Genomic DNA, 21381 nt, shown 5'->3' on the forward strand with positions numbered 1-21381 from the left:
GCAACTTATTTCAGGGGCAACATCAGGCTGTAGCCATGCAGTTTGAAGCCCAGGTTTTCATAAAAGCGGTGCGCCTCTTCGCGCTTATGATTACTGGAAAGTGCAACCTTGTAGCACCCCCAGCTTGTGGCGCGTTCAATGGCTTTTTGCATCAGTGCCTGGCCAATGCCAAGCCCGCGTGCGTCGGCGTCTACCACCACATCTTCGAGGATCGCTGAGCGGGCGAAATTGTGCGAAAGGTGCTCGATCAGGTTGATGGTGCAGGTACCCAGCACCTGGCCGTCGCGCTCGGCGACCAGAATCTCGCGGTGTGTAGAATGTTCAGCCAGACGCAGGGCCAGAAGTTTGCTGTCCACAAGTGGCTCATCTGAAGCCAGCTGTTGCAACAGCCGAGCCAGCGCCGGAGCATCCTCGCTGCAGGCGCAACGCAGCTCAACGGTTGTAAAAGGTGAATCCGGGACACTCTCAGCTGTTGTAATGGTCATGACGATTTCCTCGCACGTTTTGCCCCAAGTATGTGCAGCAGTGATGGCAGCTGCATGACAAATTCGTCTGGTCTGGTAAGATGCGGGCCGCTGTGGGCCAAGCAAACGGCCAGTGTTCCCATAGTTCAATGGATAGAATAAGCCCCTCCTAAGGGCTAGATACTGGTTCGAATCCAGTTGGGAACGCCATCTCCAGCACGTAGGCATGCAAATGCCTGCTCCCCTTATTCCGTGAACCCAGAGCCCATAACCTTGTTGTTCCAGCTGCCTGCTGGGGGACTCATGAGTGCCCTGAATAAGGACCAGGAAAGCGTATGCACTTTTATGCACCTGATGCGGGGGTAGAGGGTGTTTTTTTGGTGCTTGTTGTAAGCCTGTAAATATCTGTTTTATTGCGGATTTTTATATATTTGCACCAAAAAGTTTCGGTCAGGCGACATTTTGCACTGTTGTGGTACAAAGCTGACTGTTAAAGTGCTGCGCGATTTTTTACACGATAAGCCCAAGCCAAATTGGGCAATTTAGAGGTACCACATGAGCGAATCTGTCGAGCTTTTCCTCGCCCGTTTGAAGCAGCGGGATCCCAACCAGCCCGAGTTCCATCAGGCAGTTGAAGAGGTACTGCGATCGCTGTGGCCATTCCTTGAAGCCAATCCTCACTATCTCAACGCCGGTATTGTTGAGCGCATGGTTGAACCCGAGCGCGTAGTGATGTTCCGTGTTTCGTGGGTTGACGACGCCGGCCGTGTGCAAGTTAACCGTGGTTATCGTATTCAGATGAACAGCGCAATCGGCCCATACAAGGGCGGTCTGCGTTTCCATCCGTCGGTAAACCTGGGCGTGTTGAAGTTCCTGGCTTTTGAACAGGTCTTCAAAAACTCCCTGACCTCGCTGCCAATGGGCGGCGGTAAAGGTGGCTCTGACTTCGATCCGAAGGGTAAGAGCGAGAACGAAGTGATGCGCTTCTGCCAGGCGTTCATGAGTGAGTTGTACCGCCACATCGGTGCGGACCTCGACGTGCCTGCCGGTGATATCGGCGTAGGTGGCCGTGAGATCGGTTACATGTTCGGTCAGTACAAGCGCCTGGCTAACCAGTTCACCTCCGTTCTGACCGGCAAAGGCATCACCTACGGTGGCAGCCTGATTCGTCCGGAAGCGACCGGCTATGGCTGTGTGTACTTCGCTCAGGAAATGCTCAAGCGCATCAACAAGGGCTTTGAAGGTAAGCGCGTAACCGTTTCCGGCTCCGGCAACGTGGCTCAGTACGCTGCGCAAAAGGTCATGGAGCTGGGCGGGCTGGTGGTATCCGTATCCGATTCCGAAGGCACCCTGCATCTGCCGGACGGCATGACCGAAGAGCAGTGGTTGTACCTGATGGACTTGAAGAATGTTCGTCGTGGTCGCCTGAGCCAAATGGCTGCCGAGTTCAAACTCAACTTCCTGCCAGGTCAGCGTCCGTGGAACTTGCCGTGCGACATCGCACTGCCATGCGCGACTCAGAACGAGTTGAACGCTGACGATGCCCGTGCACTGCTGAAAAACGGCTGCTTCTGCGTGGCAGAAGGCGCGAACATGCCATCCACGCTGGAAGCGGTTGATCTGTTTATCGAAGCAGGCATTTGCTTCGCACCGGGTAAGGCCTCCAACGCCGGTGGTGTGGCTACCAGCGGTCTGGAAATGAGCCAGAACGCCATGCGCCTGAACTGGAGCGCCGGTGAGGTTGATGAGCGTCTGCACAGCATCATGCAGAACATTCACCACGCGTGTGTACGTTACGGTGAAGAGCCGGACGGCAGCATCAACTACGTGAAGGGCGCGAACATCGCGGGCTTCGTAAAAGTTGCGGATGCCATGCTGGCGCAAGGCGTCGTTTAAGAACCAGGTAGAGCGCCGGGCCACAAGCCGGGCGTGATGCTAAAGAAAATACCCGCTTACAGAGCGGGTATTTTTTTGTCTGGGATTTGGGATGTGTAGTTCCTTGAGAACGGGTTTCGCCCTTCTCGGGCGAGTCCCTTTTGTCAGTCTCGACAAAAGGAACCAAAAACGCTTGCCCCTGCATCCGGCCCTGCGCTTCGCTCCGGGTTCGTGCCCGTAATCACCGCTCCAGAGGCCCGCAGCGAAGGGCCATCCATGGCCCATCGCTGCTTTCGCGGCATCCATGCCGCTCAACCTCTTCCACGGCAATTCCGGTCACCCTCCTGAAGGGGCGGTTGGCGGTGTTCTTACGATAGGCGAACTACTTACGAACCGCTGGTGGATAAGCTGCTTTGCAGCTTTATCCCTCCTAGCCTCCACGAAACTCCTGAGAATTCAAGGTCGTGCGAGCACCGCCCGAATCCCCATCAGTAGGCCAAACGCAGGTGCTGCGTAGGGGGCGAGCCGCATGGATGCGGCGAGAGTCATAAAGGGCCATGGACGGCCCTTGTATGGCGACCCCGGAGCAGTGCCGGAGTGCGGGAAGTTTCGCGCAGCGAAACCCGGATGCCGGGGTGCATTTCTTTTGCTTACTTTTCTTTGTGCAAGCAAAGAAAAGTGAGGCGTCCGTAATGGACGCGACCCGGAGGTGAAGGCAACTCGGTGCTGAGAGTTATCTCAGTTTGCTCGACTGACGTGTCAGGGCTTGATAGTGGGTTTCGCCCTTCTCGGGCGAGTTACTTTTGTCAGCGACAAAAGGAACCAAAAACGCTTGCCCCTGCATCCGGCCCTGCGCTTTGCTGCGGGTTCGTGCCCGCAATCACCGCTCCAGAGGCTCGCAGTGAAGGGCCGTCCATGGCCCATCACTGCTTTCGCGGCATCCATGCCGCTCAACCTCTTCCACGGCAATTCCGGTCACCCTTCTGAAGGGGCGGTTGTTGGTGTTCTTGTGCTTGTCGGCTATTTAAATGTCGGTGTGTAAATGCTCCGGCCATTGGTGGGTAAGCTGCTTTGCAGCCTTACCGCACCCTACAGATCGTGTGCGGTGTGTAGGGTGCGGTAAGCCCGCAGGGTTATCTACCGTGCGGTGGCACGGACGATATCCGGGCGATGGTTACTGAATCTCCACCTGCAACTGCGCGGTTGCGATGGCGTTGGAGGCGACCTGAAGGGATAGGGCGGTGACCTGCACCTGCTTTTGCTCAAGCTGGTCGATCCACTGGATCAGGTTGTTGAGCGGGCCTTCGAGGGACAGGCTGATGCGTTCCGGGGTTTCGTTGTCCATGCGCTCCAGGTTGAGTCCTGCGAGGTTGCTGGAGCGGGCGATATGACCGGGCAGGGTGCTGGCAGTGAGGCTGGTGTCGTCATCCGAGGTGATCTCTACGGGCAGCTGTTGCAGTTGTTGCTGCAGCAGGGCAGCCTCGCTGAAGCGTTCCCGGGCTTCTAACAGGGACTGCTGTTGTGGTTGCCATATCAGCGTGTAAAAGCCCACAAGCGCGAAGAACGCGGCCAAGCCAAGCAATGCGTGCTGTTCGCGCTTGGCCAGACGCTGCCAGTGGGGCTGAAGGCGGCTCAGCAGGATGGGTTTAAGCGAAGGCATGGATTATTCCCTGATCTGAAAACGAGCACTGACGCCCTGAATATCGCGGACAGATGAGTCAGTGCTGGCATCGAGGCCTTGGGCGATAAGGCCCTCACGCAGTTGTTGAAGGTCTGAGAAGGCGGCTGCGCTGACTTGCAGGCTCCAGCCATCTTCGACCTGATAATCCAGACGTTGCACCTGAGCCAGAGCACCGTGGCTGCTGCTCCAGAGATGGGCTAGATCGGACAGGCGCAGGGCGACGCCTTTGTAGTGCGGGGCGTCATTCTGCTGGTGGGTGCGAATGTAGCCGGCGAGGTCATCCAGCGGACCGGCTGCCGGGAAGCGCTGCCGCCAAAGTGCATCGCTCTCGGCTTGAATTTGATCGCTTTGCTGATTCAGATAGGTGCTGAGGAAGAGGTTTTGCAGCACTGCCGCACCGGCTGCAATGGCCAGCGCCACCGCGACACCTCGCCAGGCCGGTGGCTGCGGTGCCTGCTGGCGGAACTCACCCTGAAGCAGGTTAATAGCTTGGGCCGCCCCCTGACTGAGGAGCGCCCACGGACGCTCCTCAAGTTGCCAGTTGATGTTTTGTTCTCCGGGCAATGACGGTGCGTGTTCACCTTGCCAGTACAGGTCGGCCGGTAACAGCGCCTGGAACCCTGCCAGCTCAGCATCAGCCAGCGCCATGCGCACAGGCGTGTGGCCGCCGAGCAGCCAGCGATTGACCAGCAGCAGCGCGCGCGGCTGATCCACAGGCAGGCAGTCCGCATCAAGGTAGGCGCAGAGCGGCTGCAGGTTTACCTCGGCCAGTTGTGCCAGACAGCGTTTCAGGGCGTCGCGGTTGATCGCAGCGACGGCGCAGTGGCTTTTGTCGCGCAGAGGGCCGTGGGCCAGGTGGAGGTTTTCGAGTTCTTCGATCACCTGTTCTTCCACCGCGTTGCTCAGGGCTTGGCGCAGCCAGCGGCCACTGCGGGCGGGCACGCTGACGTGGTGATAGCTGGCCATTTCCATCGGCAGGATCAGGCCTGGTCGGTGGCCACTAAGCTGTTCCCCGGCCTGCGCCAGAGTGCCTTGTTGCAACGGGCCGTCAGCATGCCACCAGTAGCAGTAGGGCGATTGTGCGTCGGGCAGAAGGTAGAGCCAGTGACTCATTTAGGTTCACTCAATTGCGGTGGGGTAAGCGGCTCGGCGCGTTGCAGGGTGCGTTGGCGCACCTGCACGGTTTTGCTGTTGATCAGGCTCAGGTCACTGACCAGGCGCAGTCGCTGTTGGTCGTATTGCACGGTGATGGTGGCGCGGAACTGGCGGCTGTTGACTCCCAGGCCACTGGGGTTGATATCGCGGCCCTGCAACATTGGATTGGAGAGGAAAGCCGACAGGGTTGGATAGCCTTTTTCCGGGCGCGATTTGGCCAGAGTACGGGCGGTTGCCGGGTCAATCCCTTCGATGCAGGCGAGGATTTCGGCAGGTGCGGTGTTGACGTTGATCACGCTGGGGTCAAACGCCTCAACCAGTGGGCTCAGTTGCTTCAGCTCCTGACGGCTCACCTGCGGCAGGCGGCGCAGCTCACTGAGGCTGCCCAATTGTCGGAGCGTGCCGTCGCTTTCAGTCTGAGTGGACAACTGAGCCGGGTCATGGGCGCGAATGCCTTGTTGGGCCAGCAGACGCTGATAACGGGCGCGGGCACTGCGGTTTTTGTCCTGGCTCAGGCTGTTCAGGTTCAGGCGGGCGCTGAGGTCTTCAATCTGGACATGGATGGTTGAACCCTCCACCTTCAGCAGTGGCGCGGCTTGTGCCCATTTCTGTCCGAGGTGAGTGACCATCAGGCCACCTTCACTGTGGGCGTCTTCCAGCAATTGCTGGTGCGCCCAGCTCTCACCGCTTAAGGCCAGCTGCCAGATTGCTTGCTGGGTTTGCAGGTTGGCGCTGTTGTGCAGGTTGACGCGTTGGCGGGCGAGGATATTGCTGACCACCAGCACCGCCAGCGCAGTAATCATCAGTACGCTGAGCAGTGCAACCCCCATTTGCTGGCGCTGCTTACTCATCCAGTTCCTCCTGTTCGATGGCATCACCGGGCAACAGGATCAGGCGGCGGATGTCCGGGTAACCGGGCGCATTCAGTTGCAGCTCGATGGCTGTCGGGAGTGTCAGACGCTCGGAGCCGCTGGGCCAGAATGGGTGGGCTTCGCCGTTGTCGTCGATAAAGCTCAGGCCAACCAGTTCCACATCCTGCATCAGCGTCTGTACGCTGCCAGCGCCTTGTTCAGATTCTGGCGCTGAAGTCAGGGATTTGGTTTCGCGCAGCCACTGGCCGTTCAACCAGCTGTGGTTGACCTGAAGCAGGTCGCTGCGGGCGCTATCCCGCGGATTTCTCCAGCCACCACGGACCAGCGCCAGGCCGTTGGGCTGGCTGACCATGGCCTGGCTGTGGCTGGGATCGTCGGCCAGCGGCAGGTGCCGGGCTTGGACCAGATCCCGCTCGAGGATGCTCAGGGCCCGTTGCAGGCTGCGTAACTGAGTGGCGTGCAGGTCCAGGCGATTATCGCTGCGCATTACCTGATCCAGCAGTTGCCAGGTGGATAAGGCCAGTAGGCTGAAGATGGCGAGGGTGACAATCACCTCCAGCAGGGTAAAGCCACGCTGTTTCAAGGTCGCACCTCTATCAGAGCGTTCAGCTGGGCGCGGCTGTATTGCCGGGCCCGTTGCAGGTTGGCTTCAGCGGCTACCGCCACTTGCACCTGCAGCAGGTTGGGGAACGTGGTGGGTTTGATGGTGCAGAACAACCACCACTCGCGGCCGCCAAAGTGGATGCGCTCCTGGCTGGGGTGTGAGTCGGTCGGACGGATGCCAGTGCGCAGCTCGTTCAGGCGGTTATCCGCGATCCAGGTAGCCAGGGTGCGTTCGGAAAGTGCGCTGCTGGTCCGGGTGATGTGTTGCAGAGCGCTGAATAAGGCCAGCGACAGGGTGGCAAAAATCACCAGGGCGACCATAACTTCAAGCAGGGTGAAGCCACGTTCAGTTGAGCACTTCAAGTTGCACATCTCCGATACCGTCGCTGTACAGGCTGACCAAACCGTTGCTGCCCTGTTCAATCCAGAGGGTGAAGACACTGGTTTCATCGCTGGAGAGCATCAGCACCTGGGGCAGGCCCGCGGCGACATCGTCGGCATCCAGGGTACTGTCAGCTTCGCTAACCTCCAGCCGCAGGCGCAGTGCGCGTGGCAGCAGGTGCAGGCGAAAGCGCTTGTCGCGCCGCCACTGGTTATGTGCGTCGAGGTACATCACGCGGTAGCCATCCGGTTCGATACGCAGGCCGTAATCGGTGAAATTCAGCACCGCGTCCTGGCGCAGGCTCTGCACCAGTTCTTGTAGCTGACGAGCTTCGTAGCGGGCCAGACGACCTGCCGAGGCCGGGCTGATAAGGCTAATCATGCCGGCGCTGATGGCGATCAGCATGATCACTACCAGCAACTCCAGCAGGGTGAAGCCCCGTTCGTGGTGCTTGTTCACCCTTACTTTTCCCAGTTGCCGATTTCGGCGTTCAGGCCTTCGCCGCCCATCTTGCTGTCGGCTCCAAAGGAGTACAGGTCATAGGCATTACTGTGGCTGCCTGGCTGGCGGTACTGGTAAGCGTTGCCCCACGGATCAACCGGCAGGCGCTTGAGGTAGCCGTCTGGGTTCCAGTTGCGCGCCGGTGGGGTGCCGTTCGGCTTGCTCACCAGCGCCTGCAGACCTTGCTGGCTGGAAGGGTAGTGGTGGTTGTCGAGTTTGTAGATGTCCAGCGCCATAGTGATGGCGTTGATGTCGGCCTGAGCAGCGGTGACTTTGGCCTGATCGGGACGGCTCATGATCTGCGGCACTACCAGTGCAGCGAGCACGCCGAGAATGACGACCACCACCATGATTTCGATCATGGTGAAACCACGTTGTTTACGTTGTGTATGCACGGTGCGAAATCCAGTGTCAGGTAATCAGTTGGTTGAGGCTGAGGATCGGCATCAGGATCGCCAGCACGATGACCAGAACCGAGGCACCCATGAACACCAGCATCGCTGGCTCAAACAGGCCCATCAGCAGCGCAATGCGCCCGGACAATTGTTCTTCTTGTTGTCGTGAGGCCCGTTCGAGCATGTTGTCCAGCTCGCCGGAGCGTTCTCCGCTGGCGATCATGTACAACATCATGGGTGGGAAACTTCCGTTAAGTTCCAAGGCTCTGGTCAGGCTGATACCTTCGCTTACGCCCTTGACGATGTCTTTCAGACCGGTACGAATATTCTTATTGGCGACTACTTCGCTGGCGATTTCCAGCGCGTCCAGCAACGGCACGCCACTGCGTCCGAGTATCGCCAGAGTGCTGACAAAACGGGTGCAGTTGCTGGCCCGGATCAACTCGCCGAGCATCGGTAGGCGCAGCAGCAGTTCGTCCCAGCGAGCACGCCAGGTGGGTTGGCGCAGCAGGGCGCGAAAGCCCACGATCAACCCGGCGCATAGGGCCAGCAGCCACACACCGTTGGCCTGTAGAAAACTGCTGGCGGCAACCAAACCCCGGGTCAGCAGTGGCAGGTCCTGGCCGCTGTCGATAAACACCTTGATCACATCCGGGACGACGAAGCCCATCAGGAAGCCGACGATGCTGAGCGCCGCGACCATCAGAATGCTCGGGTAGAGCATGGCCAGCTGGATTTTCTGTCGGGCTGCCTGACTGCTATCGGTGTAGTCGGCGAGGTTCAGCAGCACCTGATCCAGATGCCCGGAGCGCTCACCAGCGGCCACGGTGGCGCGGTACAGATCAGGAAAGGCGCGGGGATAATCGCCCAGCGCCCGGGCCAGGCTGTGGCCCTCCAGCACCCGGCCACGAATAGCCAGCAGCATGCTTTTCACTGCTTGCCGTTTGCTTTGCGCCGCTACCGCAGCAAGGACTTCTTCCAGCGGCAATGCTGCTTGCACCAGCGTGGCAAGCTGGCGCGTAAGTAGAGCCAGTTCAGCGCTTTTCAGGCGTTTACCTGTGGTGGTGCGGGTGCCGGGCGTGCGAGTGTTGCGGGTGGCTGCGACCTTCAGCGGAATCAGTTGCCGCTCGCGCAATATTTGCCGGGCTTGTCGGTTGCTGTCGGCCTCCAGCACGCCGCTGCTTTTTTTGCCTGAGCCATCCATGGCCAGGTATTCGTAGGCTGCCATGGTTAATCCCTCTGGGTGACGCGCAACAGTTCTTCAAGGCTGGTCAAGCCTTGCAGCACCATGCGCTGGCCGTCTTCGAAGAGACTGGGGCTGTGTTTGCGGGCATGGGCTGTGAGTTGGTGTTCACCGGCACCGGTATGGATAAGCTGGCGCAGGGTGTCGTCCAGAAGCACCAGTTCGTAGATGCCACGGCGACCGCGATAGCCGGACTGCTGGCATTTGGCGCAGCCGACCGGGTGATAGATTTGTGGTGCCTGCTGTTGGTCGACGCCCAAGCGTTCGCAGGCCAAAGGGTCAGCCGGGTGAGCTTCTTTGCACTCCGGGCAGAGCAGGCGCACCAGGCGCTGAGCCAATACGCCGAGCAGCGAGGTGCACAGCAGAAACGGCTCAATTCCCATATCGACCAAGCGAGTAACGGCACCAATGGCGCTGTTGGTGTGCAGGGTGGACAGCACCAAGTGCCCGGTGAGCGATGCTTGCACGGCGATTTCAGCGGTTTCGCGGTCGCGGATTTCGCCGACCATCACCACGTCCGGGTCCTGCCGCAGGATGGCGCGCAAACCGCGGGCAAAGGTCATGTCGACCTTGGCGTTGACCTGGGTCTGGCCGATGCCAGTAAGGTGGTATTCCACCGGGTCTTCAATGGTCAGGATGTTGCGCTCAAGGCTGTTGAGGCTGGCCAGCCCGGCGTACAGCGTAGTGGTTTTGCCGGAGCCGGTGGGGCCGGTTACCAGCAAGATGCCGTGGGGTTTGTGCAGAGCCATTTGCAAGCGCTCGCGCACCTGCGGGTTGAGTCCCAGACGATCCAGATCAAGGCTGCCGGCCTGCTTGTCGAGCAGGCGCATCACCACCCGTTCTCCATAACTGGAGGGCAGGGTGGAGACCCGCACATCCACCTCGTGCCCGGCAATGCGCAGGGCAATGCGGCCGTCCTGCGGGATGCGTTTCTCAGCAATATCCAGCTTGGCCATGACCTTGATCCGTGACACCAGCAGCGCTGCCAGTTCACGCCGTGGGCGCAGTACTTCGCGCAGCAGGCCGTCGATACGCAAGCGTACTGAAAGGTGCTCTTCGAAGGTTTCTAGATGCACGTCGGAAGCTTTGCTCTTTACCGCCTCACCGAGGATGGCGTTGATCAGGCGGATGATCGGTGCGTCATCCTCCTGCTCCATCAAGTCAGTGGTTTTCGGCAGCTGATCGGCCAGGTTGTCGAGGTCGAAGGCTTCGTCGAAATGTTCGCCCAAGCCGTCCGCCACCTGCCGTGCATCATTCTGACCGTCGCGGTAATGGGCTGCCATGCGCAGGGCAAAGGCTGCCTCATCCAGCACCTCACTGCGCAACGGCGCGCCATTCACCCGGCGCACTTCAGCAATCACAGACCATGGCGTGTTGGTGCGGCAGTAAAGGGTGCTACCGCCTGCCTGCTGCTCAAGGATCACCCCATGGCGGCGGGCGTAGGCAAAGCTCAGGCGGGTGGCAGGCGTCTGGCTCATGGACGTTTGCCTGCCGGTTGGCGAATGTCGATCAGGCCCTGATCGCCAGCGCTATTCGGGTCAAACATCTGATGCGGATCTTGCGGCAGGTGGCTGTCGGTCTTCTTGCCGTTGAGGCGGATCGAGCGCAAGTTGTTGTATTTCTGTGCGCTGAGAGTGTCGGCATTAACCGTGTCGCGCAGCAATGTCGGGCGCAGGAACACCATCAGATTGGTCTTTTCGGTAACCTCCTTGGTGCTGCGGAACAGCGTGCCTACCCACGGGATATCTCCCAGCAGCGGCACCTTGCTGACTTGCAGCTTGAAGTTGTCTTTGATCAGCCCGCCGAGCACGATGATCTGTCCGTCGTTGGCCAGGATGGTGCTCTTCACCGAGCGCTTGTTGGTGATCAGATCGCTGGTGCTGACGCCCGGTGGTGCCGCTGCAATCTCGGAGCTTTCCTGTTCAACTTGCAGGCGCAAGAAGTTGCCTTCGTTGATATGCGGCGTGACCTTGAGGTTGATGCCCACATCCTTGCGCTCAACCGTGGTGAACGGGTTGCTGGCTCCAGCGGTGTCGGTGGTGTAAGAGCCGGTTTGAAACGGCACGTTTTGCCCCACTAGAATTTCTGCTTCTTCATTGTCCAGAGTCAGCAGACTTGGGGTCGACAGCAGGTTGTTGTTGGAGTCACTGGACAGCGCCGAAATCAGCGCGCCGAAGTTGCTGCTGCCGATGCCGATCAGGGTGCCGTCCGGCATGCTTGGGCGTTTGTCTGAACCCAGGTTTTCCAGCAGGGTGCCGATGGACATACCTGCGCCGTTGAAGTTAGTGATCCCGGCCCACTTGCCATCGGCCCCGGCCCACTGCACGCCAAGGGCTTCGTTGATGTCGCCACTGACTTCGACAATGGCGGCTTCCACCAGCACTTGGGCGCGGGGTTTATCCAGCTCGTTGATGATGCTTTCGAAGGTGGCCAGTTGAGCTGGGGAGGCCATCAGCACCAGGGCGTTTTGGCTTTCATCGGCACTGACCAAAACCTGATTGTCCTGGCCTTGTCCCTGGCCGTTACGAGTGCCTGATTCCATGCGCTTGCCGATGCCGCTGAGCAGCTCTTCGAGTTTTTTCGCATCGCTGTGGTTGAGGCGGCGCACGCGGGCGTTTTCCGCCACGTTATTGGGCACGTCGAGGCGCTGAGCCAGCTGCTGCATCTGCTGGCGCAGGGAGGCTGGGCCGACCAGAATCAGGCTGTTGCTGCGGGTGTCGGCAATCGCCTGCTTGTTCTGTTGCTCGCCCGAACCGCCGCTCAGGCTGTCGTTAAGTGTTTTGGCAATGTCACTGGCCCAGGCATGTTTGAGCTCCAGAATGTTGTATTCGCGGCCACCGGCTACATCCAGCTGCATCACCAGTTGGCGCACACGCTGGACGTTGTCAGCGCTGTCGGAAATAACCAGTGCGTTGGAGGTGGTAGACGGTGCCATGTAGGCATCTGCAGCCACCAGCGGGCGCACCGCAGCGGTGATCTCGTTGGCGTTGGCGTTGTGCAGCTCAATCACTTCGGTTACGAACGCGCCGGCGCTGGCTTTACCCGGCACGTAGGCTTTGGTCTTGGCTTCAGCCACCGGCAGGATCAACACCTTGTCGCCCTGATCCATGGCGGCGTAACCCTGGCTGCGCAGCACGGTGAGGAACAGTGAATAGATGCCTTTCTGATCCATCGCCGTGTTGGATTGCACGGTGACTTTGCCGCTGAGCTGCGGGTCCAGAATCATGGTTTTGCCGGTAATCTGGCCGACCTCATTGATCAGGTCGCGCAGCTCGGCGTCCTTCATGTTGAGGGTCCACTGCTGCGGGTGTTCGGCTTTTTCGGCAGCATTAACAGAGCACAGCAGGGTGCTCAGGGCCAGCAGTGGCCCGGCGATAAATGTTCGTTTCATGATGTATGCAAGGTCACTGGAAAGGTTGAAACAGACGCCCGGAAGAGACGTCGGCGGGCTGTTGATCAGGCTCGGAGCTGGGTGTCAGCAGGTTGGAACGGGGTACGTTCAGCGGTAGTGTCTGTTCGCTGCCCAAGCGTTGGATCAGGACCCGGGAAGCGTCGATCTGGCGCAGCACGCCGCCTCCGGGAAGCGTTTCGCCAATGCGATAAAAACGGCTGCCTTCAGGGGAGGCGATCAGGGCGCGGGATTGCTCAGCGACACTCGCCTGCAGGATTGCGAGCAGGGTCAGGGGAACCTCAGGAATGCTTTCGCCGGAATCCTGCGGCATTAGTCCGAATAACTGGGCGATGGCCAGCGGGTCAGGGGTTGCGCGTGGTTCGCTGACAGGTGCAGGCGGGGCAACATTGGCCTCTGTTTGCAGGCTGTTCAGCTGCTGCCAGGCGTCCAGTCCGAGCCAAGTCAGCCACGCCAGCAGAAGCAGGGCAGTGAGGCCCAGCAGCAGGTTACGCAGATTAAAACCGGGCACCGTCACAGGCTCATGCGCTTGAGGATTTTGTCCCCACAGAGATGGTGGGCGATCACCGCACCGACGTGGCCGACAATCAGCACCGCCATGGCGATGCAGGCGTATTTGTGCTGGGTGTTGAAGAACCGGGTGAGTGCCGGGTCCTGCAATGGTTGGGGCAACTGCACCAGACCGAAGATGTTTATCGGGCGGTCCATCATCAGCACGCCGGTGATGAGCGTCAGCGCAGTGACAACGTAGAGCATCAGGTGTCCGCTCTTGGCCAACAGGCGCAGGCCACGGTGGCTGTCATCAGTGTGGTTGCGGCGATCAAGTGCACACAGAATGCGCAGGACAAACAGCGGGATCAGCAGCGTAGTCAACGAGACGTTGATAAAGGCGATAGCACTGCTGACATTGGCGGACAGGCTATACAGGGCGTTGGCGAAGCCGCTCAGGGTTGCCCAGATCATGATCGTGGCAAAGCTCCAGTGCAGCAGCACATGCAGTTTTGAGTAGTGGCGAGTCATAGCAATACCGGACAGAAAGGGCATGGCACACGAGGTGCCATGCCAAGGGGAGGGCAAGGGTTACTTACGTTCCCAGGCCATGTCCCAGGAGTGACCGACGCCGGGCTCGAAGGCGTTGGCGCCTTCTTTCCACTGCACGCAGTAGCCGCTGTATGGGAACGGCTTGCACTGGTAGCGTTGGCCATCTTTGGGCTGCAGAACCACGGTGCCGGCGATGTAACTGCTCAGGCCTTCCGGGAACACATGGTCGTACTCGCTAGTGCTGCCGCCGTTGCCGCCACCCGTGTTACCGCCGGTGTTGGTTTCTTCTTTCAGTTTGAAGCGCTGGCTCTGTTGCAGAACTTCGTCGTTCTTGCCAGTGGCCACGACCGTCAGGTCGAAGTCCCCGGGCTGCTGACCTTTGATGGCCATGGAGAAGTGCGGGGAGTTGCCAGCGGGTGCCTGTTGGTAAGCCACGGCTTCATTGTTCTTGTTAAACACCGTGGCTTTGATGGTGTACTCACCGCCTTTGGCAATGGCGGTGAAGTGAATGTCAGCCTGACCGTTTTTAATCAGGTACTCAGGTTGCAAGCCGCTGATGCTCAGTTCGCCCGGTTTGGCTGCTTGTTGTTTTTCAATGATCACGTTGGTGATGTTGCTGCCTTTTTTCACCACGATGTCGTTAATGCCGTAGTTCGGCACAACCTGATCCTGGCTGTTGACCAGACCCATCAGGTAGCCCTTGTTGGCAGCATTGACCTTCCTGGCCAGCTCAAAGGGCCAGATGTCAGCCTTGGCCAGATCAGCGTTACTGATGTCTAGGGTGATCTGCTTGGTCTGGTCTTCGTTTTTGGCGTTGAATACGCGGGTTTTGACCTTATCGCCGATGCTCAGGGCTTCCGGTTGGACACTGCCGACGTTGGTCCAGGTAGAGGGCGCTACGCTGTCATTTTTGATGTCCAGATCGATCACTTGATAGAAAGTGGCATCGGTGTCGTGGACTTTCCAGGTGGCCAGCAGGACATGGTAGCCGCTGCGATCAGCCGGGATATTCAGTTTGTGGTGTGTTCTCTGGCCGGATTCAACCGGAGCGTTCAGAGACGGCCACGGCTCATCCAGAAGAGGTTTGAGCTCGAAGGAGTCACGGGTCAGCGGCTGGTTCGGGTTCCAGTCTTTCTTGGTGATATAGAACTGCCAGTAGCGTGTGGAGTGTGCGGCGCGATACAGCCAGGTGATGTCCAGTGGGCCTGGTTTGACTACGTTCTTGGCCCAGCGCGTTGCGGTTTGCTCATTCAGGGCGGAGAACTGAGGCAGACCGCCCGCAGGGATGGTGCCATCTGCCGGGCCGCACTTGGTGAAGTCGCCAGTGCAGGCCTGGCTGTTGCTTGGGAAGTGGGACAGTGAGCCATCCGGGCGACCGATGTATTCCACGCTCTGCGGCTCGTACTCGACCGGGCCGCAATTTGTGTTCGCCTGGCCACCTTCAGAGTGGCACATGAATGAGCGGGATTTTGGTGATTCGACAAAACCGTGGGCGCTGGCTTGCTGACAGGTCAGTGCGGCAGCGCTAATGGCCAGAACCATCGGCAGTTTCAGAAATGACTTGGCGTGGGTTGCGTTAAGCATTTAATAGGCCTTGAAGTGTGTTGTTTGAGACACACCCCGAAAGCATTGGGTAGAAGGGATTCGAGCACCTGCCCGATGCTTTCGGGGAACACTGCCAAGGCTACGGATCACATCAGAATCGCCCCATTGGACGAGTACGAGAGTTGGTGCAGGGCATCAACCGAAAAGGCCAGCAAGCTCCTTTTCTGCTTCGGTCAGCAGACGCTGCAACACATCTGTCAGCCTGGCTTGTGCCTGGTCAATCGCCTCAGGTGCCTGTTCCCGGCTTTGCTCAAGGGCATGGCAGGCCGCAGCCAGCTCGAAGGAATCGATCATGCAGGCCAGGCCGGACAGACGATGGCTCACATCCTTGATCGACTTCGGCATGCGGGCCAGGTCCTGAGTCTGTAAGGCCTGCCAGTCTGCGCGAAGATTACTGACCACCTCGCTGAGGACGCGTTGGCGCAGCGCTGGGCAATCGGGCTGTGTTTCAAGAATGTGATCGAGGTTGTAAAGACGCTCTTCAGGCTCATCAGCGGCCAGCCTGTTTAGAGCTTCATGCAGGCGGGCCAGGGTAACGGGCTTGATCATCAGATCGTCCATACCGGCCTCGTGGCACAGCTCCATTTCGTTGCTCAGGGCACTGGCGGTGTAGCCGATGATCAAGCGCGGCTCTGTGCCGGTACTGCGCTCCCGTTCGCGCACGGCGCGGGTCAGGGCATAGCCGTCCATACCGGGCATGTTGCAGTCACTGATCAGCACGTTGTAGTTGTCTTCCTGCAACGCTTGCAGGGCCTGTTGACCGCTGATGACGTGGCGGGAACGGTGGCCCAAACGGGTCAGTTGCAGGCTCAGCACCAAGCCATTGGTAGACACGTCATCCACCACCAGCACATTGAGCGTACGCGTACGCGACAGCTCAGTCGCTGCCTGCGCACAGCCAGGCTCCGTGGTGAGCTGCCAGTTCAGCGGCAGTTCCACATGCACGTTACAGCCTGCGCCGGGAGCACTCTCCAGCCAGATGCGCCCGCCCATAAGCTCTGTCAGTTGTTTGCAGATGGTCAGCCCCAGCCCGGAACCGCCGTAGCAATGCACGGTTTGCGCAGTGGCCTGACGATAAGGCTCGAAAATCTGTGGCTGTAAATCCGGCGGAATACCGATACCGCTATCACAGATGCTCAGGCGCAGCAGGCTGGAGCCTTCGGCGAGCGTGGTTTCCTGCACCTGCAACTGCACAAAGCCGTGCTCGGTAAAACGCAGGGCATTGTTCAGCAGGTTGTGGATGATCTGTTGCAGACGCAGCGCATCGACCCAATAAAAGCGCTGCGTATCGGCTTGGAAATCCAGGCTCAGCTCCAGCTGTTTTTCCAGCGCCTGTGCACTGAAAAGCCCCAGGCTGTTGCGCAGCAGCACCTCAAGGGCGGTGAGCTGTGGGGCGAGCTGCATTTGCCCGCTCTCGATTTTGTCCAGATCAAGAATATTGCCGATCAGATTGATCATCGCGGTTGCGGACTGCTGAGCAATACGCAGGTTGCTCGAAGTGTTTTTGCGGTCACTGGTCTCCAGCTCCAGTAGCCCCACCAGCGCGTTGAGTGGGGTGCGCAGCTCGTGGCTCATTGCAGCCAGGAACTCGCTCTTGGCGGCACTGGCCGCCTGGGCTTCCAGCTTGGCCTCGCGCAGTTCGATCTCCAGCTGTTTACGCTCGGTAATATCCAGCCAACCGCCGAGAGAGCCCTGCAACTTGCCGCGTGCGTTGTAAAAGGGCACCAGCCACAGATACAGATAATGCTCTTCGCCACGAATGGTCAGGCTGGTGTCGAGAAAACGCGGTTGGTGGTCGATCAACAGCTGCTGGTGTTCGCTTTCCAGGGTGTTTGCCATTGCGCTGGGCATGCAGCTTTGCTCGCTGGGCAGAAAGCCCTCGGCGATTTCCTGGGAGATCGAGAAAAACTCCTCGTAAGCCCGGTTGCAGGCGTTCAGGCGGCCATACAGGTCACTGACATACAGCGGCGTGGGCAGGCCGTTGAACAGGGAAAACTGAAAGGCCAGTTTGTCCTGCAACAGGTTCTGCGCAGCGACGCGCTTACGCACCTGAATCTGCAAACGCCAGTTCCACAACATCGACAAGGCAAACACCAGCAGCACCGCAAGGCCAACCTGCCAGGCCTTCTCCGCGATCCACTTCCACAGCGTATTGCCGGGATTTTCGGCGATCACCTGAATATCGCTCTGCGGGTTACGCGACATGGCATCCAGCAGCTTATTGATGATGCTCCGCAGCTCCTTGGACTGGGGCGCGACCACAAAGCGGTGGGGCGTTGGTGAGGCTTTGATCGACAGGCCATATTGCAGGCCGGTCTCCGGTTGCTTATCGCTGGAAGAGGTACTGACCAGCGTGGCATCGACCTGGCGATTGAGGATCAGGTTGACCGAGTGGCGGAAGTTTTCCGTACCGATCAGGCGGATGCCGGGATAGCGCTGGCGCAGTTGCTGATACAACGGATGATCGCGGGACAGCGCCAACCTGCGGCCCTCCATCGCCTCCAGTGAACTGGGTGAGCTATCACCTTCGCGGATCAGAAAGGTCCAGCTGCGAGTGCCGTAGGCCATGGTAAACAGCCCGTCCTTGTCACTGATGCCCTGAGTGCGGCTGATCAGATCGGCTGAGCCGTTGTTCAGGCGTATCAAGTCTTCTTCGGCGGACTGGCTGGCCACAATGTTGATCTTCAGCCCATACATCTTCTCCAGCAGTTCCAGCAACCTGATGCTCAACCCGTCCCAATAAGGCTTGCCCTGAGTGCGGTACAGATAGGCCGGCGTATCCGTCGCCAGCACAGTGATCTGCGGGTGCTGCTGCAACCACTTTTGTTCGGCCGGATTGAGAAAGTACGCATCGGCATACAGGTAGGGATACTGGCCATGGCTGGCCTGGTTATTGATCCGGTTCTTTTCACTGTCTGGCATCCGCCGCAGAGCGTGGTTAATCAGCGCCAGCAGCGTTGTTTCGTTATCGCGCACGGCAAAGGAAAAACCGGTTGCAGGCAACAGCGCAGCGAATTTGTTCTGCAGCATCAGATCGGTGCGTTCATGCAAATACAGATTGGCGCGAAACTGATCGGCGATAAACGCATCCGCTTTGCCGCTTGCCAGCAGCTCAAATGCCAGGGCAGTGTCGCTGACCAAGCTGACTCTGGCCTTGGGATAAGCCGTTTGCACACTCTGCGCAGACAGGTATTCATCCAGCGCCAGAATCTGCATATCGCTGAGGTCCAGCGGCTGCGACTGATCGTCTACACGTCCGATCACAATAGGTCGGGTCGGCAAGTAAGGTTCCGACAGCCTCAGTTGCGGATTCTGTTTTTCAAAGCCGGTGGCGCGGGTCAGCAGGTCGACTTTATTGGCGATCAGCGCATCAACGCCGGCCTGCGGCGAAGCCACCTCAACGAACTCAAGGTTCAGATCAAGGTAGCGGCTGATTTGCTTCAGGTAATCGTCAGAGATGCTATTCAGCACCCGGTTTTCGGCGCGTTCCTGCTCCCGCCCCGAAGGTTGGATACGGGCCACCCGCAGCGTCTGGCTGGGCAGGCTGTTGCGCATGTTCAGCAGATGGTTAAGCGAAGGCAAAGGCGCGGGTACCTGAGACGCCGCATCGGAATTAGCTTGGCTCAGCGGTGCCAGACCGATGAGCAAAAGCAGCGCAAACACCCGCGCAAAGCAGGCCATTCCCCGGCGCATAAACGGGGCTGAGGTACACAGCATCATTGGCTCCGGGAGGAGGATAGCGGTCAGGACAACCCGTGTTCCTGAATGTAGAGAAACAGGCTGGCCGAAGTGTCCAGCCCGAGCTTGCGCATGGCGCTGCTCTTTTGCGTGCTGATAGTCTGCTTACTGCGGCACAGATACTGAGCAATGTTATTTACGCTCATGCCGCTGCCATACAAACGCAGCACCTCAATCTCACGCGGCGTCAACTGCTCCGGCTCCATCAGGGGCTTGCCATGGTTCGCCTGAGTGGTGTTCAGCAGGGTTCGCAGCGACGGCGAAACAAACGGCGAGCGGCTGTTGGCCGTGACGGCCTTCGGCAAGTCATTCAACAGCCCACGCTTACTCACCAAGCCCTGAATCCCTAACTTGAGCACAGTGTTTAGCAGCGCCGGGTTATCCAGCATGGTGATCACCACAATCCCCATCTGCGGATACTGCGTGCGCAAGCGGCGGATCAAACGGATACCGTCCACCTGCTCACTGCCAGGCATCATCAAATCAGTCAGCAACACTTCACACGGCTTCGCCTGCAAATTGGCCAGCAACTCATCCACGCTGAACGCCTTGGCCGCGATCTGAATATCCGGCTGACTATCCAACAGCGTCTGGATTCCGATCAGCGTAAGAGGGTGGTCATCGGCAAGCTGAACATTGATCGGCATGGGCTTTAAATACTCTTTTCGGGCAATAAGAGGCCCCAACACCAGACTTTCACCTAGAGAGAAAGTGAGCGTTGACTACCGGGCAAACGAAATGGGCGGGCAGGATAGCATTACGGAATCAATTCAGAAGATTCGCGCAGAGATTTGGGAATTTTCGTACAGATGTTAGGTGTTTTGGGTTGGGAGGTTGGTGCTCGGCTGAGTATGGGAGCACTAGATTCAGAGCGTTGTTATGCGGTCAGTGGTTTGTGCGCGATGCTAAGTGATCTCTATTTCAACACAACGGCGTACGCCAGAAACAAAAAAGCCCCGACGGCGCTAGCACGGTCGGGGCTTTTTGATTTTGCGATCTGGAGCGGGTGATGGGAATCGAACCCACTTAGCCGATTGGCAATGTCCTGTAATGCCCGGCATTGTCAGCCTTCGGTCGTAGCCTGTGCCGCATTTTTCCGCCATTCCTTGCAGTCTTTTCGACACTTTTTCGACACACCCATTTGTATTCCTTGCATCGTATCAGTGCCTTTGTGTATACCCATACGGTTTGCAATTACTGCGTGAGATGCGAAAAGTAGAAAACTGTGTCATTGCCTATGGTTAACTTTTGAGTGCAGTCGCGGCTATATCTATTACTATGCTTATGCTTACTGAACGGTGGTCGAAGGCCGTAAAAAGATCAAGAAAAATTTATAATAGCTCGTCAGCTTTTATGGGGGTTGATGGAGTATATAGCTGGCTTGATCAGTGGTATAACTCGGGCTGGTTTTTTTGTAAAATTTTATCTTCGTATCAAGTTAGGCATCTAACTAATGATTTGGTCAGTTAGCTTCGGTCGTTGGGATGGATAATGTTGTCACTTGATTAAATTTCATTTTCTAGGAGAGGTTACGTGGATATCAATGAATTTAAGCAGCTCCGTGACGAGTTCAAAAAACCAGTGGATTTTAAAACGTTAGTTGATAATGGAGCGCTCATTCAGAAAGGCCAATCCTACTATATCGGGAAAATGAATCTAATTCCTGAATATGTCACAAAGAAGATAAAGTCGCTTGAGAAAAATAGGTATGGTTTGAAGGTTACCTTTTATAAGTAATTAAGTTTAAGGTCGGTGGGGCTCTGCGTATAAAAGTAGCTCAGTGTTAATAATGCTTAAAAGGTTAAACTCTTGTGAAAATAAATCATCGAAGAATTATTAGTAATGCATTTGTGAAATAAAGCTGAGTCTAGTTGGAGCTTTATACGCCTAGGTGGCTGGCAGAGATTTGCGCGTTATCCGTTTACTGGACTTGCGCTAAGATATAGGATGGCACTATGAAAGGGCATGGCATTAAGATTTTGAAAATGCTTGAAAGACATGGAGAGCTGACGCTTGAGGAAATATCAAAATTCGTTCCAAAGAAATATTGCGATCATCGTGATTTTTATATTTTTGCTTCGCTAGTTTCTAATCGGATGATTGATGATGATCTTCTGAAGAATGAAAATCCAAATCCAAATAAATACAAAGAGCAAATTTTGGCCAGAAAATTCTTTGCTTGTAGCAGCGCTGAACAGCATGCTGAGTACGGTGCATTATCATGGAGTAGCCATGGATGCTCGTTAAAGGATCAAAAATTCTCACTTACGGGCAGTGGAAGTCTCTATCTTTCGGAACTCCGAGCAAAGCGTACTGAGCGAATTTTTGTTCTATTTTCTGGGATTTTTGTGGGTGTAGTGGTCGCTTTTATGAGCACAAATTTTCAGGCCTTTGTTAAGGCTTGTTCCTAACAAATT

Annotated in this window: 19 protein-coding genes and 1 tRNA gene; 4 read left to right on the forward strand and 16 right to left on the reverse strand. The window is 57.5% G+C overall.

All coding sequences use genetic code 11. The annotated features are described in order from the left end of the window. Window positions 1–5: 5 nt before the first annotated feature. Window positions 6–485 (reverse strand): GNAT family N-acetyltransferase, encoded by a 480-nt coding sequence (locus tag AO726_RS11345; RefSeq protein WP_241492099.1) that lies wholly within the window; start codon window positions 483–485, stop codon window positions 6–8. Window positions 486–599: 114 nt separating this feature from the next. Here AO726_RS11345 and AO726_RS11350 point away from each other — a divergent pair. Both AO726_RS11350 and gdhA read left to right on the forward strand, forming a co-directional pair. Further along, window positions 600–674: transfer RNA gene (locus AO726_RS11350), tRNA-Arg, on the forward strand. Window positions 675–1019: 345 nt separating this feature from the next. Beyond that, window positions 1020–2360: an NADP-specific glutamate dehydrogenase gene (gene gdhA, locus AO726_RS11355; protein ID WP_058068191.1), complete on the forward strand. Its 1341-nt coding sequence runs from the start codon at window positions 1020–1022 to the stop codon at window positions 2358–2360. A gap of 1153 nt (window positions 2361–3513) precedes the next feature. Here the strand turns inward: gdhA and gspM are convergent. From gspM to AO726_RS11430, 15 genes are all read right to left on the reverse strand, one after another. Further along, window positions 3514–3999: a type II secretion system protein GspM gene (gspM, locus tag AO726_RS11360; protein ID WP_058068192.1), complete on the reverse strand. Its 486-nt coding sequence runs from the start codon at window positions 3997–3999 to the stop codon at window positions 3514–3516. Between the two features lie 3 nt (window positions 4000–4002). Further along, the gene (gene gspL / locus AO726_RS11365; RefSeq protein ID WP_058068193.1) at window positions 4003–5133 is read right to left on the reverse strand and encodes a type II secretion system protein GspL; all 1131 of its coding nucleotides are present in this window, start codon (window positions 5131–5133) and stop codon (window positions 4003–4005) included. Continuing rightward, window positions 5130–6026: a type II secretion system minor pseudopilin GspK gene (gspK, locus tag AO726_RS11370; protein WP_058068194.1), complete on the reverse strand. Its 897-nt coding sequence runs from the start codon at window positions 6024–6026 to the stop codon at window positions 5130–5132. The genes gspL and gspK overlap by 4 nt, the downstream gene beginning before the upstream one ends. Further along, complete coding sequence (gene gspJ / locus AO726_RS11375; protein WP_058068195.1) at window positions 6019–6630, reverse strand: type II secretion system minor pseudopilin GspJ; 612 nt, start codon at window positions 6628–6630, stop codon at window positions 6019–6021. The genes gspK and gspJ overlap by 8 nt, the downstream gene beginning before the upstream one ends. Then, entirely contained in the window at window positions 6627–7013 is a 387-nt protein-coding gene (gene gspI, locus AO726_RS11380; RefSeq protein ID WP_275044098.1) for a type II secretion system minor pseudopilin GspI, read from the reverse strand. The genes gspJ and gspI overlap by 4 nt, the downstream gene beginning before the upstream one ends. Then, window positions 6997–7491, reverse strand: a complete 495-nt coding sequence (gene gspH, locus AO726_RS11385; RefSeq protein WP_058068197.1) for a type II secretion system minor pseudopilin GspH — start codon at window positions 7489–7491, stop codon at window positions 6997–6999. Before gspH ends, gspI begins: the two co-directional genes overlap by 17 nt. 2 nt (window positions 7492–7493) lie before the next feature. Beyond that, a complete protein-coding gene (gspG, locus tag AO726_RS11390) occupies window positions 7494–7928 on the reverse strand; it encodes a type II secretion system major pseudopilin GspG (RefSeq protein WP_082629120.1) in 435 nt (144 codons plus the stop codon). 16 nt (window positions 7929–7944) lie between these two features. Then, on the reverse strand, window positions 7945–9156 hold the full coding sequence (gspF, locus tag AO726_RS11395) for a type II secretion system inner membrane protein GspF (protein WP_058068198.1): 1212 nt from the start codon (window positions 9154–9156) through the stop codon (window positions 7945–7947). A gap of 2 nt (window positions 9157–9158) precedes the next feature. Continuing rightward, on the reverse strand, window positions 9159–10649 hold the full coding sequence (gspE, locus tag AO726_RS11400) for a type II secretion system ATPase GspE (protein ID WP_058068199.1): 1491 nt from the start codon (window positions 10647–10649) through the stop codon (window positions 9159–9161). Further along, window positions 10646–12562, reverse strand: coding sequence for a type II secretion system secretin GspD (gspD, locus tag AO726_RS11405; protein WP_058068200.1), 1917 nt, complete (start codon window positions 12560–12562; stop codon window positions 10646–10648). Before gspD ends, gspE begins: the two co-directional genes overlap by 4 nt. Before the next feature lie 13 nt (window positions 12563–12575). After that, window positions 12576–13091: a type II secretion system protein N gene (locus AO726_RS11410; RefSeq protein WP_058068201.1), complete on the reverse strand. Its 516-nt coding sequence runs from the start codon at window positions 13089–13091 to the stop codon at window positions 12576–12578. A 2-nt stretch (window positions 13092–13093) separates the two neighbouring features. Continuing rightward, entirely contained in the window at window positions 13094–13600 is a 507-nt protein-coding gene (locus tag AO726_RS11415) for a cytochrome b (RefSeq protein WP_058068816.1), read from the reverse strand. Between the two features lie 60 nt (window positions 13601–13660). Further along, complete coding sequence (gene gbpA, locus AO726_RS11420; RefSeq protein ID WP_058068202.1) at window positions 13661–15205, reverse strand: N-acetylglucosamine-binding protein GbpA; 1545 nt, start codon at window positions 15203–15205, stop codon at window positions 13661–13663. A gap of 156 nt (window positions 15206–15361) precedes the next feature. Next, window positions 15362–18943 carry an ATP-binding protein gene (locus AO726_RS11425; protein WP_058068203.1) on the reverse strand — a complete coding sequence of 1194 codons (3582 nt, stop codon included), beginning with the start codon at window positions 18941–18943 and terminating at the stop codon, window positions 15362–15364. Window positions 18944–18969: 26 nt separating this feature from the next. Beyond that, the gene (locus AO726_RS11430; RefSeq protein ID WP_058068204.1) at window positions 18970–19611 is read right to left on the reverse strand and encodes a response regulator transcription factor; all 642 of its coding nucleotides are present in this window, start codon (window positions 19609–19611) and stop codon (window positions 18970–18972) included. Between the two features lie 886 nt (window positions 19612–20497). On the opposite strand from AO726_RS11430, the gene AO726_RS11435 reads away from it, so the two are divergent. Together AO726_RS11435 and AO726_RS11440 are read left to right on the forward strand one after the other, a co-directional pair. Continuing rightward, window positions 20498–20701 (forward strand): hypothetical protein, encoded by a 204-nt coding sequence (locus tag AO726_RS11435; RefSeq protein WP_058068205.1) that lies wholly within the window; start codon window positions 20498–20500, stop codon window positions 20699–20701. Window positions 20702–20919: 218 nt separating this feature from the next. Further along, window positions 20920–21375, forward strand: coding sequence for a hypothetical protein (locus AO726_RS11440; RefSeq protein ID WP_058068206.1), 456 nt, complete (start codon window positions 20920–20922; stop codon window positions 21373–21375). The last annotated feature ends 6 nt before the right edge of the window (window positions 21376–21381 follow it).

Origin of the sequence: Pseudomonas sp. TTU2014-080ASC (assembly GCF_001446935.1) — a bacterium.
Classification (GTDB): Bacteria; Pseudomonadota; Gammaproteobacteria; order Pseudomonadales; family Pseudomonadaceae; genus Aquipseudomonas.

What these genes read in the sequence shown, in the direction of transcription:
- gspE (WP_058068199.1), bottom strand. Translation starts at nt 10,649, where the DNA reads ATGAGCCAGACGCCTGCCACCCGCCTGAGCTTTGCCTACGCCCGCCGC.
- AO726_RS11440 (WP_058068206.1), top strand. Translation starts at nt 20,920, where the DNA reads ATGAAAGGGCATGGCATTAAGATTTTGAAAATGCTTGAAAGACATGGA.
- gspD (WP_058068200.1), bottom strand. Translation starts at nt 12,562, where the DNA reads ATGAAACGAACATTTATCGCCGGGCCACTGCTGGCCCTGAGCACCCTG.
- AO726_RS11430 (WP_058068204.1), bottom strand. Translation starts at nt 19,611, where the DNA reads ATGCCGATCAATGTTCAGCTTGCCGATGACCACCCTCTTACGCTGATC.
- AO726_RS11415 (WP_058068816.1), bottom strand. Translation starts at nt 13,600, where the DNA reads ATGACTCGCCACTACTCAAAACTGCATGTGCTGCTGCACTGGAGCTTT.
- gspL (WP_058068193.1), bottom strand. Translation starts at nt 5,133, where the DNA reads ATGAGTCACTGGCTCTACCTTCTGCCCGACGCACAATCGCCCTACTGC.
- gspK (WP_058068194.1), bottom strand. Translation starts at nt 6,026, where the DNA reads ATGAGTAAGCAGCGCCAGCAAATGGGGGTTGCACTGCTCAGCGTACTG.
- gspF (WP_058068198.1), bottom strand. Translation starts at nt 9,156, where the DNA reads ATGGCAGCCTACGAATACCTGGCCATGGATGGCTCAGGCAAAAAAAGC.
- gdhA (WP_058068191.1), top strand. Translation starts at nt 1,020, where the DNA reads ATGAGCGAATCTGTCGAGCTTTTCCTCGCCCGTTTGAAGCAGCGGGAT.
- gspM (WP_058068192.1), bottom strand. Translation starts at nt 3,999, where the DNA reads ATGCCTTCGCTTAAACCCATCCTGCTGAGCCGCCTTCAGCCCCACTGG.
- gbpA (WP_058068202.1), bottom strand. Translation starts at nt 15,205, where the DNA reads ATGCTTAACGCAACCCACGCCAAGTCATTTCTGAAACTGCCGATGGTT.
- AO726_RS11425 (WP_058068203.1), bottom strand. Translation starts at nt 18,943, where the DNA reads ATGCTGTGTACCTCAGCCCCGTTTATGCGCCGGGGAATGGCCTGCTTT.
- AO726_RS11345 (WP_241492099.1), bottom strand. Translation starts at nt 485, where the DNA reads ATGACCATTACAACAGCTGAGAGTGTCCCGGATTCACCTTTTACAACC.